The sequence below is a fragment of the Prosthecobacter fluviatilis genome (genome assembly GCF_055388355.1).
In genome coordinates this window covers 1,109,628-1,123,944 of sequence record NZ_AP043782.1, presented here as the reverse complement: position 1 = coordinate 1,123,944, position 14,317 = coordinate 1,109,628, and the positions used below count along the sequence as shown (strand labels likewise).

The 14,317-nt window shown below is 59.7% G+C and carries 12 protein-coding genes; 5 read left to right on the top strand and 7 right to left on the bottom strand.

All coding sequences use genetic code 11. The annotated features are described in order from the left end of the window. Positions 1 to 6: 6 nt before the first annotated feature. Positions 7 to 1,440, bottom strand: a complete 1,434-nt coding sequence (locus tag ACZ5WW_RS04205) for a cryptochrome/photolyase family protein (protein WP_377167473.1) — start codon at positions 1,438 to 1,440, stop codon at positions 7 to 9. Positions 1,441 to 1,601: 161 nt separating this feature from the next. Here ACZ5WW_RS04205 and ACZ5WW_RS04200 point away from each other — a divergent pair, with 161 nt between their 5' ends. The 5 genes from ACZ5WW_RS04200 to ACZ5WW_RS04180 all read left to right on the top strand — a co-directional run bounded on the left by ACZ5WW_RS04200 (position 1,602) and on the right by ACZ5WW_RS04180 (position 9,121). Then, a complete protein-coding gene (locus tag ACZ5WW_RS04200; RefSeq protein ID WP_377167476.1) occupies positions 1,602 to 2,765 on the top strand; it encodes a c-type cytochrome domain-containing protein in 1,164 nt (387 codons plus the stop codon). A 57-nt stretch (positions 2,766 to 2,822) separates the two neighbouring features. Continuing rightward, on the top strand, positions 2,823 to 4,832 hold the full coding sequence (locus ACZ5WW_RS04195; protein ID WP_377167479.1) for a leucine-rich repeat domain-containing protein: 2,010 nt from the start codon (positions 2,823 to 2,825) through the stop codon (positions 4,830 to 4,832). A 108-nt stretch (positions 4,833 to 4,940) separates the two neighbouring features. After that, entirely contained in the window at positions 4,941 to 5,606 is a 666-nt protein-coding gene (locus tag ACZ5WW_RS04190; RefSeq protein ID WP_377167482.1) for a hypothetical protein, read from the top strand. A 140-nt stretch (positions 5,607 to 5,746) separates the two neighbouring features. Further along, positions 5,747 to 7,060 (top strand): cytochrome c biogenesis ResB family protein, encoded by a 1,314-nt coding sequence (locus ACZ5WW_RS04185; RefSeq protein WP_377167485.1) that lies wholly within the window; start codon positions 5,747 to 5,749, stop codon positions 7,058 to 7,060. 30 nt (positions 7,061 to 7,090) lie between these two features. Further along, on the top strand, positions 7,091 to 9,121 hold the full coding sequence (locus tag ACZ5WW_RS04180) for a cytochrome c biogenesis protein (RefSeq protein WP_377167488.1): 2,031 nt from the start codon (positions 7,091 to 7,093) through the stop codon (positions 9,119 to 9,121). 196 nt (positions 9,122 to 9,317) lie between these two features. On the opposite strand, the gene ACZ5WW_RS04175 is transcribed toward ACZ5WW_RS04180, so the two are convergent. From ACZ5WW_RS04175 to ACZ5WW_RS04150, 6 genes are all read right to left on the bottom strand, one after another. After that, on the bottom strand, positions 9,318 to 9,875 hold the full coding sequence (locus ACZ5WW_RS04175; protein ID WP_464694263.1) for an N-acetylmuramoyl-L-alanine amidase family protein: 558 nt from the start codon (positions 9,873 to 9,875) through the stop codon (positions 9,318 to 9,320). Between the two features lie 264 nt (positions 9,876 to 10,139). Beyond that, on the bottom strand, positions 10,140 to 11,000 hold the full coding sequence (locus tag ACZ5WW_RS04170) for a type II secretion system protein (protein WP_377167494.1): 861 nt from the start codon (positions 10,998 to 11,000) through the stop codon (positions 10,140 to 10,142). Positions 11,001 to 11,241: 241 nt separating this feature from the next. Next, complete coding sequence (locus ACZ5WW_RS04165; protein ID WP_377167497.1) at positions 11,242 to 12,057, bottom strand: type II secretion system protein; 816 nt, start codon at positions 12,055 to 12,057, stop codon at positions 11,242 to 11,244. Between the two features lie 145 nt (positions 12,058 to 12,202). Further along, positions 12,203 to 13,021: an LpxI family protein gene (locus ACZ5WW_RS04160; protein ID WP_377167500.1), complete on the bottom strand. Its 819-nt coding sequence runs from the start codon at positions 13,019 to 13,021 to the stop codon at positions 12,203 to 12,205. Between the two features lie 53 nt (positions 13,022 to 13,074). Then, positions 13,075 to 13,875, bottom strand: a complete 801-nt coding sequence (locus tag ACZ5WW_RS04155) for a TatD family hydrolase (RefSeq protein WP_377167503.1) — start codon at positions 13,873 to 13,875, stop codon at positions 13,075 to 13,077. 109 nt (positions 13,876 to 13,984) lie between these two features. Then, on the bottom strand, positions 13,985 to 14,263 hold the full coding sequence (locus ACZ5WW_RS04150) for a hypothetical protein (RefSeq protein WP_377167506.1): 279 nt from the start codon (positions 14,261 to 14,263) through the stop codon (positions 13,985 to 13,987). Positions 14,264 to 14,317: the final 54 nt, after the last annotated feature.

Below are 14,317 nucleotides of genomic sequence, written 5' to 3'. Positions count from 1 at the left end.
CGTCTTTTACGCCCGCTCTTCCTTGTGCTTGGCAAAAATCGCCAGACACCTGTCGCGCTCGGCGTGGTGATCCACCATCGGCAGCGGGTAACCTTTGGCCAAAGGCAGGCCCGGTTTGGGGGGCTCGTGCAGCAGTGCGGCGGGGACGTCTTTGAGCTCGGGCACCCACTGCTTGATGTAGAGGCCATCGGGGTCAAAGCGGGCGCTTTGAAGCCAGGGGTTCTGGATGCGGAAGTAGGGGGCGGCATCGGCACCGGTGCCGGCGCTCCACTGCCAGCCGCCATTGTTGCTGGCGTTTTCTCCGTCCACCAGCTGCTGCATGAAAAAGGCCTCTCCCAACCGCCAGTCGCAGTGCAGGTCTTTGGTGAGAAACATGGCCGTGATCATCCGCAGGCGGTTGTGCATGAGGCCCGTTTTCAGCAGCTGGCGCATGCCGGCGTCCACGATGGGAAAGCCCGTGGTGCCCGTGGCCCAGCGCTGAAAGTCGCTGTCGGTGCCCGGCCAGGGCAGCCCCACCCAGTCCGGTGCAAACTCCTGCTCAAAGACATGCGGGTAGTGCCAGAGGATGGCCATGTAAAACTCCCGCCATGCCAGCTCCTTGATGTAGGTCTGGATGGACGCCTGCGCGGCGGCGGGCTGGGGCTTGCCAGATTCATCCACCAGCGCCTCCTGGCAGCGCTGATAGATCTCGCGAATGCTGAGCAGGCCGTAGCGCAGATCCGGGCTGAGCATGGAGGTGGTCTGCCCGGCGGGAAGGTTCCGCTCCTGACCGTAGCGGTGCAGGATGCCGGAGCTGATAAAGTGCTTCAGCCTCTCCCGCGCAGCGCGCTCACCCGGTGCGGGGATCTGCGCGGTGCAGGGGGGGAGTTGCCAGTGCTCCAGCGTGGGCAGGGGCAGGCTGGTCACTGTGGCTGGAGCGGCGGGGCCAAGCGTGCGTGGGCGGCCGTGAGGCGCAGTCTTGGGCTGGTTCAGCCAGTTTTTCGAATATGGCGTGTATACTCGGTAGGGCAGCCCTGAGCCCGTCAGCACGGCATCGGGCTCATGCAGCACGCTGTCCTGATGGGAATGGCACTCGATGTCCAGGCGCGTGCACAGCTCCTGCACGCGTTTCTCCATTGCGCGGCCGTAGGGATCGTAGTCGCGATTGAAGTACACGGCCTCCGCCTGCGTCTCGCGGATCAGGCGCTCCAGCTCCGCATCGGCACGGCCGCAGCGGATGATCAGGCGGCTGCCCAGCGCCTCCAGATTTTTGGCCAGAGACTCCAGATTTCCGCACAGGAACTGCTGACGGTTCGGCCCCGTCCAGCCGTGATGCTGCTTCCAGTCGCTGAGTATGTAAACTGGAATGACCTGGGCAGATGACTTGGCGGCATGGTGCAGCGCGGTGTTGTCAGTGAGGCGAAGGTCGCGGCGGAACCAGTGGAGGACGGGGCGTGACATGCAAAAAACAAGGAGGGAGCACAAGATACGGTCAGAATCTGACAAAAGGCGTGCTCAATGTTTGCAGCATTCACCATCAGGTTCATGATGAATATTTCTCCGGGATGGCGTTACTAGCAGCGCCACATCACTCTCTCCCCAACCTCTCCGCACTTTATCCCATGTCTTCGCATTCGCCTGAGACCGACGAGCCGAAATCTTTAACTTTAGCCTGGATCACCTCCATCCTCCTCATCGTGGTTTATGTGATCGGCCTGATGTTCTTCCCGCCATTGTATGAGGCACCGAAAGGGGAGGTTTCCAGCTTCGTGCTCTTCATCGGCCGCTTTCACCCCATCTTGCTGCACCTCCCGGTGGGCATCCTCGGGGTGCTCTGCCTGTTTGAGCTCATTTGCTCCACCCAGCGCGGAGAGCAAAAATATGGCGAAGCCTCTCTGATCATGCTCATCATCGGCTCGGCGGGGGCCCTGCTGGCGGTGTTTGCCGGCATCATGCTCTCCCGTGAGGGCGGCTACGTGGGCGGCAATTTCAGCCTGCACCAGACCATGGGTCTGCTCGGCACCGCCGGTGTGCTGATAGCCCTCGTCGTGCGCCTCATGGGCATGGCCCGCGGCAGCATGGAGCTGCTGAATGCCTACCGTGCGCTGTACTTCGTCAGCTTTGGCATCATGGGCCTGGGGGCGCACTTCGGCGGCAACATGAGCCACGGGAACAAGTTCCTCATCGAGCACGCGCCCGCGTGGTTCAAAGGCCCGACGGTGGCTCTGGAAAAATGGATGCTGAGCTTTGTGGAAAAGCCGAAGGCGGAAAAGTCCGCGCCACCCGCCGCTGAAGCCAAGACCGACGTGGCTGAAAAGCCCACGCCGCCACCCGCCCCGCCACCCGCCCCGGCGCCTGCACCCGCCGGCACGCCCGCCGGCACGCCCGCACCTGCTCCGGTGACCCCGGCTGGCGGCAATGAAAAGCTCGTCTTCCAGCACGTCATCCTCCCTGTCCTCACCGCGAAGTGCAACAAGTGCCACAGCGAGGAGAAGTCGAAGGGCGATCTGCGCATGGACACCTATGAAATGGCCATGAAAGGCGGCGAGAACGGCAAGAACTTCGTTGCTGGAAATCTCAAGGACAGCCTCAGCATCGTGCGCATTTTGCTGCCTGACAGCGATGACGAGCACATGCCGCCTGAAGGCAAGGACCAGCTCACTCCGGAAGAGATCGCCCTGCTGAAATGGTGGGTGGAGCAGGGGGCCAGCGGCACTCAGAAGGTCAGCGATGCCAAATTTCCCGCCGAGCTTCAGGCCACCGTTGATGGAATTCTGAAAGGCTAGTCCAATTCACGCCTTTTGTTGCCTGTACCCATTGCTGAAATTTTGTCCGCCTCATTCATGAAACCAACCTCCCTCCTCTTCGCCCTGGCACTCGCCTTCACCGCGCATGCCGCCGATGACAAAGCCGCTGCAGATCCCGCCCTCGCCGCCGCGCTGCAGAAAGTGAATGCCAGCGGTGCTTCGCTCATGCCCATCGCGGCTGATGCGAAGACCTTCCGCTTCACCGCTTTGAATGTGGCCAAGGAGTTTGGGGATGCGGGGCTCGAACCGCTCCTGCCAATCGCCGACAAGATCGCCTCACTCGACATCGCCCGCAGCAAGGTCACAGACGGCGGCCTCAAGGCTCTCGCTGGCATGAAGAATCTCAAGGAACTCCACCTGGAAGGCACGGCCATCACCGACGCGGGCCTGGATCACCTCAAGGGCCTGACGGAGCTCGAATACCTGAACCTCTACAACACCAAGATCACCGACGCAGGCGTCGGCAAGCTCGCGGGTCTCGGCAAGCTGAACGCCATCTACCTCTGGCAGACCGGTGTGACGAAGGCTGGCGTGGCCGCGCTCAAGGCCAAGCTGCCCAAGTCCCACATCAACACCGGCTGGACCGCCGAGGACGATGCCAAGCCCGTGGCCGTGGTGGCGGCCGCTCCCGCTGCTGCGCCCGCAAAACCAGCCCCCGCACCTGCGCCTGCCACTGCCAAGCCCGCAGCCCCGGCGGCTGCCCCCGCACCTGCTGCGGGCGCCAAACTGGACCCCGCCATCGCTGCCAAGGCCGTCATTTACAAGGATGTCGTCGCTTCGATCATGAGCGCCAAGTGCATCTCCTGCCACGGTGTGGAAAAGAAGAAGGGCAAGCTCCAGCTTCATGACTACGCCGCCATGCTCAAAGGCGGCAGCGATGGTGCGACGACCGTCATCGCCAAGAACACCAAGGACAGCCTTCTGCTTGTCCGCGCCAATCTGCCCAAGGATGATGACGACCACATGCCTCCGAGCGACGAGCCGCAGCTGACCAAGGAAGAGATCGCCGTGCTGACATGGTGGATCGAAAACGGCGCCTCCGAGACCGCCACCGTGGCCTCCGTCAAAGCCCCAGCCGATGTCGAAGGCGCGCTCGCCGTGCTGCTTGCCAAAGGCCTGCCAAAAACCGAGGCCGTGGCCAAGGTCACCAAGCCGAAGCCCAAGCCCCTCACGGACGCGGAGAAAAAGCTCGTCGCGGAAATCTCCGCCAAGATGCAGGCGCTCAATGCCTCGCTGATGCCGCTGGCGCAGGATACGGAGCAACTCCGCTTGGGCGTGATCAATGCTGCTGACAAGTTTGGCGACAAGGAGCTGGCCCTGCTGGCCCCCATCGCCTCACAGATCCTCTGGGTTGACCTCTCTCGCAGCCAGATCACCGACGCCGCCGCGGAGACGCTGGCCAAGATGACCAATCTCGAACGTCTGCACCTGGAGAACACCAAGTTCACCGATGCCGGTGTCGCCAAACTCGGCGCGCTTTCCAAGCTGGAATACCTCAACCTCTACGGCACCAAGACCACGGACGGCGGCATCGCCAAGCTCGCCTCGGCCAAGGGGCTGAAGAAGCTCTTTGTGTGGGAAACCGGTGTCACGCAGGCCGGAGCCAAGGCGCTCGAAGGCCAGGTGCCAGGGCTCAAGGTGAACGTGGGCCTTACGGCGGAGGAGATCGCCAAGCTGACCGCTCCGCCTCCTGCGCCACCCGCCCCGGCCAAGCCCGCTGCTCCCGCGCCAGCTCCCGCTGCGAAACCCGCCGCTGGCAGCGAAGTCATCAAGACCGCCATGAAGAACTTCCACAAAGGCGATGACGCCCTCTGCAAAAAAGTGGGCACCACCGCCACGGATGCAGAACTCGCCACGCTGCTCAAGGCCTACCAGGACATGTGCGCCGCCACGCCGCCGAAAGGTGACAAGGCCGCATGGGTCACCAAATGCCAGGCGCTCATCGGCGCGGTGAAAAAAGTGCAGGCCAAGGACCCTGCCGGTGCCGCCGCCTACAAGGCTGCGGTCAACTGCAAAGCCTGCCATACTGACCACAAGGGCGCCTGAACAGCGCTTCACGTGCTCCAGCCAGCTTTATCTCGCGCACCTGCGCATCTTCGTGGCATTCACCGAGGATGCTGCTAATCATTTCGTCCCCCCATGCGTTCCCTGTCGATGACATCTTTCCAACCATCCTGCCTGCTGCTTGCGTGCAGTCTTTTCATGGTCTCATGCAAGCCTCCCCAGGACGTGGAGGCCATCATGGAATCGCGCGAGATTTCCAGCTACGCGCCCAAACCGCATGCAGATATCCCCAGCGCCACTCGCTTTTACGACGATGCGAAAGAACAGCCGCAGCAGCAGCAACAGCGGCCTAACTTCCGCGAGCTGCTGACCTGGACGGTCCCTGAAGGCTGGAGCGAATCCACAACTCCCGATCCCATGGGCATGCGCCTGCTCGACCTGAGGTTTGGTCCGAGTCAGGAGGGGGAATGCTACATCTCACTGATGCCAGGCCCTGCGGGTGGGCTTGAGGCCAACGTCAACCGCTGGCGCACCCAGATGGGACAGCCCGCTTACACATCGGAAGAAATCTCCAAGCTTCCAAAGAAGCCCTTCTTCAACCGAGACGCGACCTTCGTGGCATTTGATGGCGACTTCAAAGGCTTCGGCGCCGAAGCGGCCAAAACCGGCTACCGCATGCTCGGTCTGATTCATTCTGCCGATCAGGCCACGATTTTCGTCAAACTTACCGGTCCCAAGGCGCTTGTGGAGCAAAATGCCGCCGCCTTTGATGCCTTCTGTCAGTCGATCAAACCGAACCTGCCCAAGCAGGAGTGATGAAACCAGAATTGAGAACGACGAGGTACTGCCTGATGGCCAAACCACAGGCGTCTGCATTCGTGGTTCGAACTTCGAATTTTCCTCGCCGTTTCTCATTCTGATTTCGTTATTTTTACAGTCCCCCGCCTCTCCTCATCGTGTCCACGCAACCCAAGTCTATTTTTGCGAAAATCTTCGCCTTCCTTTCCGGCTTCGGCCTCGCCACAGCGGTGCTGATCATGCTGCTGGTGCTCACTTTTCTGGGCACCCTGGAGCAGGCGGAGCACGGCTTGGTGGCCAGTCAGGCGCGCTACTTTGAGTCTGCCTTCATTGACCGCATCGACATCGGCGCCTGCTGGCGCGCTCTGGCGTTTGACGGGTACTGGAACATCGGCAACGTCACGCTGCCGCTCTACATCGTGCCCGGCGGCTACACGCTGATGGCCATCCTCTTCGTGAATCTCCTGCTGGGTGGCATCGTGCGTGTCCGCAAGTCACCGAAGACCATCGGCGTCATCATCTCCCACTTCGCCATCCTCTTCATGATCGCCGCCGGTGCGGTGACGCATCACTTCGCCAAGGAGGGGAACATGAGCCTGAGCGAAGGCCAGACGAATGACGAGTTCCTCAGCTTCCACGACCGTGTCATTGAGATCGAAAAACTGCAGACGGATGGCAAGGCCAAACGCTCTGCCTTGGTGATCGACGAGAGCAAGTTTCGCGACCTCACCACCGCTGGCAATGGCCGCACCTTCACCAGCGAAAAGCTGCCTTTTGACCTCATCATCACCGGGTGGAAAAAGCACGCCCAGCCCAAGCGCGATGCCGACGGCAGCCGCACAGACGCAGTGGACGGCTACTTCATTCAGCAACTGCCCGAACTGGATGAATCTGGAGCTGCGATGGCCGACGAACAACTCGCCAGCGCCTGCGTGGCCATCGCAAAGATTAAAGGCAGTGGTGAAAAGCAGACGGGCATTCTTTGGGAATTTGCCGCCGCCCCATGGACGGTCACCGTCGGAGCTGATAAATATCTGATCTCCCTCGTGCACCGCACCTACAAGCTGCCCTTTGCCGTGCGTCTGGACCATACGGAGGAGGAGAAGCATCCCGGCACCCAGCGTGCGCGGCGCTTTACCAGCAAGGTGACCAAGCTCGAAGATGGTCGCGAGGAGAAGCGGGTCATCACCATGAACGAACCTGTCCGCAGCGAAGGCTATGCGGTCTTTCAGAGCACCTTCAGCTCTGGCGACAAGGAGGGGACTGGTGTGAAAAGCTCCGGCTTCATGATCGTCGAAAACCCCGCCGACCACTGGCCTCTCATTTCCTGCATCATCGTGGCTGAAGGACTGCTGCTGCATTTTCTCATGATGCTGGCCCGTTTTATCAAGGTGAACCCCTGGGCTTTCTCGCTCAGCCTCATCGTCGTCTTCAATGCAGCCTTTGCACTCGCGATGAAGATGCTTCTCTAAACGCCCGCTTCGGTCCACGTACCTTACTGTATGAAAACTCTCCGTTTTGTTCTTTTAAGCCTGTTCGTCCTCGGTGGTCTGGCCTCTGCGGCGGACCTGCCGCCTCTCGACCTGTTTCGTGACAAAGAGGTCGTCGACACCTTTGCTGCCATCCCGGTGCAGGAGACCGGACGTATCAAGCCTCTGGAAAACATCGCCAGCTATCGCTTGCTGCGCTTTCGTGCGCGCCGCAGCCTCTGGCTGACGGATAGCGGTGAAATGGATGGCAAGCCGTTGGTGGACCCCGCCACACAAAAGCCGATCACCAAAGAGGGAGGCAAGCCCGTTAAACTAAATGCCGTTGAGTGGATGCTCATGAGCTGGTTCCGGCCTGACATCGGCAGGATCGTGCCTCTGTTCAAAGTGGACAATTCCTCCGCCATCAGCGAACTCGGGCTCACAGCCAAAGCCAAGCGCGACCAATATACCTATGCCGAGATCGAGCCCGCGCGGCAGCTTTTGATGCAAAAAATGGGTGAGTATCGCGATATCCCCGCCCGCAAGCAAACACCTGAGCAGCGCATGATTGTGCAGCTTGCTGCGAACTTTCTCGACTACGAAATGATCACGGGGCATTTCGACTTCATTCGCAAGCCTCTGGGAGAAAAGCCGGAGGGACTGCCAGCCGGTGTGTCCCAGCCTGTTCGATTGTCCCAAAGTCTGAACACCTTTGTGGCAGCCATTCGGGCCAATAATGGTCCGCCGATGCAAATCCCTTGGTTCAGGGCTTTCGCGCAGGCCGCACTGGGGGCCATGATGAGTGGCAATCCCGAGCAGCAATACCGTATCTTTCCGCCAGCCGCCGGCCAGGGCAATGTCTGGAATGGACCGGGAGAGATGATTTTTGGCGCGATCAACAGCGACAAAGATGTGACGGCAGATCAGCTTGCCTGGCTTGGCCTCTATGAAGAAGTTTATCTGGCCTTGCCAGATGCGACAAAGTTCAAGACTGCCGCCAAGACGCTGCTGCTCAAGATCCAGGACGCGGCCAAGGCGCGTGGGGAGGGGCAATACGTCGCTCTGGAGCAGCACCTGATGCGCGCAGACTACTTTTTTTATGCGCAGTGGATTTTCCTCGTGGGATTCATCGCTGTGGCGCTGACCTGGGTTTCACCCGGATCAGGCTTTGAAAAAGCCGCCAGGCTCTCTGCCTGGGTGCTGCTGGGCGCGGCCACCGCGCTGGCTGTGACCGGTGTGGTGATCCGCTGCATCATCATGCAGCGTCCCCCCATTACGACCTTGTATGAAACCATTCTCTTCATCGGTGCCTCCTGCGCCCTGCTAGGCTTGATAGCGGAGTGGATCACAAAGCGAGGCCTGGGCCTGCTCGTGGCAGCCATCGGTGGCACAGCGTGCATGTTTCTCTCCATCCAGTTTGAAGCTTCCGAAGCCACCGACACCCTTCAGCAGCTTCAGGCCGTGCTGATCACGAATTTCTGGCTCTCCACCCACGTGCCCATGATCAATCTTGGCTATGCGGCCTGCATGGTGGCGGCGTTGATCTCGATGATCTATTTCATCCAGCGTATTTTCGGTCTGTATAAAACGGGCGAGGGAGATGCTCGCCTGCTGACCCGCGTCGCCTATGGCTTCATCGCCACCGGTCTTTTCCTCTCCCTCGTAGGCACCGTGCTGGGCGGCATCTGGGCCAACTACAGCTGGGGGCGTTTCTGGGGCTGGGACCCCAAGGAAAATGGAGCGCTCATGATTGTGCTCATGTGCCTCGTCATCCTGCATGCCCGTCTCGGTGGCTACATCCGTGAGATCGGCCTGCACTGCTGCAATCTGATCCTCGGCTGTATCGTGATCTTCTCGTGGTTCGGCGTGAACCAGCTTGGCGTCGGTTTGCATGCGTACGGTTTTACAGACGGCATCTGGCCCAAAATCTACGCCTACTGGCTCAGCCAGCTGGTGTTGCTTGGCTACGGCGTGTTTCTGGCATTGTCGGATCGCAAGGCCAAGGCTCTCAAGGCAGAGGTCGAGGAAGACGAGCCCGCTTTGGAAAAGTCTCCTGCTCACTAACCGGCACCGATCCAGTGCCGTGTTGGGAACGCTGATATTCCATTGGCTTTGGAGAGATCCGACGTGAAGGCATGCCCCGCATTTCCGCGACTCTCATGTCGCATTGCAACTGCGGGGAAATTCGCCTGAGCCGGTTAAAATCGGCGCTCCCAGCGACTAAGCTCCAGCAAGATGCCCGGCAGAATGCTGTGGAGACCTACTTCGATTTCTTGAAGGCGATGATCCCTTGGGCGATGCCCTCGGCGATCTTGGCGCGGAATTCGCCCGTAAGCATGCGGGCGCGTTCGGTGGAGTTGCTTACAAAACCGCATTCCACAAGCACAGCCGGGTTTTTGGTGGTGGCGCGGATGACATGAAAGTTGGCGCTCTTCACACCTCGGTTGGTCATGCTGGTGCGCTGCACCAGGTAGGCCTGGATGTAGGCTGCCAGCATGTAGCTGGAGGAAAAGTGGTAATAGGTCTCTGCACCGGCACCGCTGCCGCCTCTGTTGTAGTTGTAGTGAATGCTGACGAAAATGGCGCCGCCCTTGCTGTTTCCCAGCGCGGAGCGGTCATGCAGAGGAATGAAGACATCGCGGCTGCGTGACATGATGACCTTCAGTCCCTCTTTTCTGAGCAGCTGCTCCACCCGGCGTGCTGTATCCAGTGCCAGGTGCTTTTCATAAACATATCCGATCGCTGCACCGCGGTCATGGGCCCCATGGCCTGGATCAAGGATAACCGTGTCAAAAGCACAGGCTGTGCCCGTCAGCATTGACACCGTCATCAGAACCCAGCAGGCGCCTGTGAGCAGGCATTTCAATGCATGGCGGGAAAAGGTGAAATTCGGCATGAGATTCAGGAGGTGACGGCAGGTTTTCGCATGAACAAGCCTGCAAGCTCATCATCAGTACAGTAATCGAAGATGCGGGTAAAGGGTCAAGTGGTTTGCCAGCAAACCTTGCGGGACAATCACAAAAAACCGCCGGATGGAACTCCATCCGGCGGTGTGAGTTGTCCTTAGACTAAATGATTTGAATCAAAGTCCTGAAGGGGGAAGGCCGCCAGGGGCAGGAGCGCCACCACCGAGAGGGGCTGGAGGAGGTGCGCCGCCAGGCATGCCGCCACCGAGAGGGGCGCCAAGACCTGTGGGGGGAAGGCCGCCTGCAGGGCCCTGTCCACCGGTTCCGACGCCGGTGCTCATGCTGTTGTTGCCATAAACGATGGGCAGGATACGCTGCGGGATGCCCTGGGAAGCCTGGGTGAACATGTTGAGACCGCCAGCCATGATTTTCGGGCCGACCGAGCCTCTTTTGCCTGCCAGAGCTTCAACCGAGACGCTGCCGTCGTTGCGGCCGATGATGATCTTGCCACCAGGCCAGGTGCGGCCGGGAGCGATCTGGCCAGAGACATCAGCGTTCCAAAGAGGAGGCCAGCTGATGGAGACCGGGTTTTCATAGACGATCGGCATGTTGCCCACAGTGGTGTCCGTCTGGTTGCCGGTCAGTGCCCAGTGGTTTTCGCCGGGCATCAGCGCATTGCCGTAGTTCGGGGCCTGGCCGATGTTATTGTCTGGGTTGTAGCCGGCAGGGCAGCCGAAAATGCGCTCATCAGTCACGATCTGTTCCTGGATCATGTAGCGGAAGGCGTCATTCGCGGTCTGGGCCAGGCTGCCTGTCAGCGGATTCTGCACCGAGTCAGGATACTGGCTGTTGTTGTCCTTGGAGAACTGCTTGAGCGAGAGAATGATCTGCTTGCAGTTGTTCACGCCTTTCATCTGGTTTCCTTGCGTCTGGACCATCGTGAAGGCAGGCACGGCCAAGCTCGCGAGAATCGCGATGATCGTGATCACCACCAACAACTCGATCAGAGTGAAGGCTTGGTTTCTTTTCGTTTTCATGTGTGTCTTTTATCTGGGTTGGTTATGATGTTATGTGGGCTCCGAATTAATCCGGTACCGTTTCATTAGACCCAACTGGGGGCGGAAATGCGAGAAAAAAATACCGTCAGGCGAGACTCCGGGGCAAAGTCATTGAAAATGCCACCACAGGCTAGGCGCTCCCCGCAAACGCAGGCACAAAAAAGCCGCCGGATGCCATGCACCCGGCGGCGTGGAATGTCACAAATGACTCAAAGGCCGATTACAGACCCGGAGAGGGCAGGCCGCCTTGCGGGACGGGTGCTACGGGAAGCGGAGGAGTCCCGGGCAACCCACGTTGATCGACGGACGGAGGCCCGATCGGATCTACCTTGTTGATCATGGCGGCACCGCCATAGACCACAGGCAGGACACGCTGAGGGATGCCGTCTGAAGCCTGGGTGAACAGGTTCAGGCCACCGGCCATGACTCGGGGACCCACCATGCCTTTGGTATCAGACAGGGTTTCCACAGCCGCGCTGCCGTCATTGCGGCCGATGATGATTTTGCCACCCGTCCAGGTGCGGCCGGGGGCGATCTTTCCTGCCATGTCGGCATTCCAGAGCGGAGGCCAGCTGCTGGAGGCTGGGTTTTCATACACGAGGGGCATGTTGCCCGCCGTGGCGTCCGTCTGGCCGGCTGTGATGGCCCAGTGGTTTTCACCGGGCATCAGGGCATAGCCATAGTTGGGGCTCTGCCCCAGGTTGCCGTCCGGGTTGAATCCGGCGGGGCAGCCGAAGATGCGCTCATCACTCACGATCTTTTCCTGGATCAGGAGACGGAACGCCTCGTTGGCATTCTGGGCCAGGCTGCCGGTCTGCGGATTTTGCACCGAGTCGGGGTACTGGCTGTTGTGTTCCCTGGAGAACAGTTTCATCGAGGTGATGATCTGTCTGGCGTTGTTGACGCCTCTTGTCTGATTGGCCAGCATCTGAACGTAGGTGTAGGTGGGCACCGCCAATCCCGCGAGAATCGCGATGATTGTGATCACCACCAACAACTCGATCAGAGTGAAGGCGTGGTTTCGTTTCGTTTTCATGTTATGTTTATGCCTATCGTTTGTTTATTATGTTATGTGAATAACGGAATATTCCGCTATCCACCCCCATTAGACCCAAACGCGGCCTGAAATACGAGACTAGAGTTAAGGCAACCGAACTGCGGTGGCAGACGTAAGCGGAAGCTTAGCTCAGCGCCAGCAGGGTCACCTTTAGCTCCTGGCAGAGCCTGAAAACATCCTCCCGCCCGAGCAGCAGGGTCATGCCTGCCTCCACGGCGATCACGTCAACTCCTGCGGCAGCTGCCGTGCGGATGGTTTCCGGTCCTACCACAGGTACGTCAAAGCGCATGTCCTGATTCGGCTTGGAAACCTTCACCATCGTCGCACCGCCACGCCCCAGCGCGCCTCCACGTTTCACCGCCTCGTTGGTGCCCTCAAATGCCTCCACCGCCAGCACGGTGCCGTTTTTTACGACCACCGTCTGTCCGATGTCCAGCCGGCTGCTTTCTTTGGCGATCTTGAAGCCAAACTCCGCATCCTCCACCCGCCGCTTTTTGATCTGCGGCCCAGCCACATGTCCGGCTTTGGGCATCAGGTCTTCGAGAAATGTTGTCGCTGGCAGGAGGGCGATGCCATCTTTTGCCAGCTCATTGGCGATGCCGCCAAACAGCGTCTCCGCATTCCGCTCCTTCAGCTTTGCCATCATGATCAGCGTGCGAAAGTCTGGCCGTAGATCAAAGAGGTTCTTCGGTGCGATCTGCCCTACCATCACCGTCTGCGTCACGCCCTGTTTTTTGAAAAACGAGATCATCTTCCCCAGCTGCCCCACACGGAACCACTCAATGGCGTCCACCATGCCCGCCAGCTCCGGCTTCGTCTCATTTGTAAACGCCGCCGCCACCAGCTTCTTCACCCCGGCTTTGCGCGCCGCAGCCACAAAGGTTTCTGGGTAAATGCCGTTTCCGGCAATAAGAGCGATGGTGTCGAGGTTTGGGGCGGTCATTCGATGAGGCGCTGATCTTGGACGCGGGCGAGCGGATGTTCAATGCCGCTCCATCACAGCTTAAACTTCTCACACTGCCCCATGAAGGCCCTTGGGTTGTCCCACGCCACGCGCTGGATCATCTCGGGTGTCCAGCCACGCTGGCGCATGGCCTGCATGGTCTTGGGTACAGCGAGGGGATCGCTGATGCCCCAGTCGCAGGCGCTGTTCATCCAGATACGCTCCGCGTGGCGGTGCTCCAGCATGTCGATGGCTCGGTTCGGGGTGCATTTGCTTTCGGGATACAGCGTGATGCCGGCCCAGAATCCGTGGTCCAGTACATGGTCGATGGTGTGCTCCTCCACGTGGTCGATGATCACGCGCTCAGGCTTGATCTTCGGGAAGTTTTTCAGCGCCTCCACGATCAGCCGCGTGCCCTTGAGCTTGTCCTCCAGGTGCGGTGTATGGATGAGCACCAGCGCGTCGTAATCCTGTGCCACCTGCACGTGCTGCTCGAAAATTTTGAGTTCGTTGCGGCTGTTCTTGTTCAGGCCGATTTCGCCAATGCCAAGCACGCCTGGTTTGTCGATGAACTGCGGGATGAGGGCGATCACGTCGTCCGCCAGTTTCAAATCCTCCGCTTCTTTCGGATTGATGCACAGCCAGCAGTAGTGCTGGATGCCAAACTTCGCCGCACGCTTCGGCTCATATTCGGTGATCTGGCGGAAGTAATCGTAAAAGCCCTCCGCGCTGGCGCGGTCATAGCCGGCCCAGAACGCGGGCTCGCAGATCGCCTGGCAGCCGGCGATGGCCATGCGCTCGTAGTCATCCGTGGTGCGGCTGACCATGTGGCCGTGGGGCTCGATGTAGTTCATGCGGAAAGTTGGCGGTTGTTTGCGGTGGTTGGCAGTTGTTTGCAGTGGTTTTTCAGAGGCTTGGCAACAATCGCAAACGACGGCCAACCATGGCAAACCTCTGCAAACTTCACTTCTTATACGCTCCGATTGCCCCCTGCATCGCGGCTTTTTCCACCGGTACGGTGCTGGGGTCGCTGAAGCTGAGCAGGACGTCCCTCGCGCGCTGGGGCTGGTCCTGGGAGAGGAGGGCGATGGCGTTTTTCAGGGCCTGGACACGGAAATCTCCATCCTGGCCGGCTCGCTGCACACGGTCCAGAAAGGCGGCGAGGTCGATCAGCTTCGAACGTGAGTCCATGAAGCCCAGATCGACCAGATTGACTTGGGTTGGGGGGGTCCAATCAGGCATGTCGGAAATGTAGGCATGCCATGCAGCATCGCAACCGCTGGATCATTGCGCTGG

Excerpts from the sequence above, each read along its gene's own strand:
- ACZ5WW_RS04205 (WP_377167473.1), bottom strand. The coding sequence starts at position 1,440 with ATGTCACGCCCCGTCCTCCACTGGTTCCGCCGCGACCTTCGCCTCACT.
- ACZ5WW_RS04200 (WP_377167476.1), top strand. The coding sequence starts at position 1,602 with ATGTCTTCGCATTCGCCTGAGACCGACGAGCCGAAATCTTTAACTTTA.
- ACZ5WW_RS04195 (WP_377167479.1), top strand. The coding sequence starts at position 2,823 with ATGAAACCAACCTCCCTCCTCTTCGCCCTGGCACTCGCCTTCACCGCG.
- ACZ5WW_RS04190 (WP_377167482.1), top strand. The coding sequence starts at position 4,941 with ATGACATCTTTCCAACCATCCTGCCTGCTGCTTGCGTGCAGTCTTTTC.
- ACZ5WW_RS04180 (WP_377167488.1), top strand. The coding sequence starts at position 7,091 with ATGAAAACTCTCCGTTTTGTTCTTTTAAGCCTGTTCGTCCTCGGTGGT.
- ACZ5WW_RS04175 (WP_464694263.1), bottom strand. The coding sequence starts at position 9,875 with ATGCTGACGGGCACAGCCTGTGCTTTTGACACGGTTATCCTTGATCCA.
- ACZ5WW_RS04170 (WP_377167494.1), bottom strand. The coding sequence starts at position 11,000 with ATGAAAACGAAAAGAAACCAAGCCTTCACTCTGATCGAGTTGTTGGTG.
- ACZ5WW_RS04165 (WP_377167497.1), bottom strand. The coding sequence starts at position 12,057 with ATGAAAACGAAACGAAACCACGCCTTCACTCTGATCGAGTTGTTGGTG.
- ACZ5WW_RS04160 (WP_377167500.1), bottom strand. The coding sequence starts at position 13,021 with ATGACCGCCCCAAACCTCGACACCATCGCTCTTATTGCCGGAAACGGC.
- ACZ5WW_RS04155 (WP_377167503.1), bottom strand. The coding sequence starts at position 13,875 with ATGAACTACATCGAGCCCCACGGCCACATGGTCAGCCGCACCACGGAT.
- ACZ5WW_RS04150 (WP_377167506.1), bottom strand. The coding sequence starts at position 14,263 with ATGCCTGATTGGACCCCCCCAACCCAAGTCAATCTGGTCGATCTGGGC.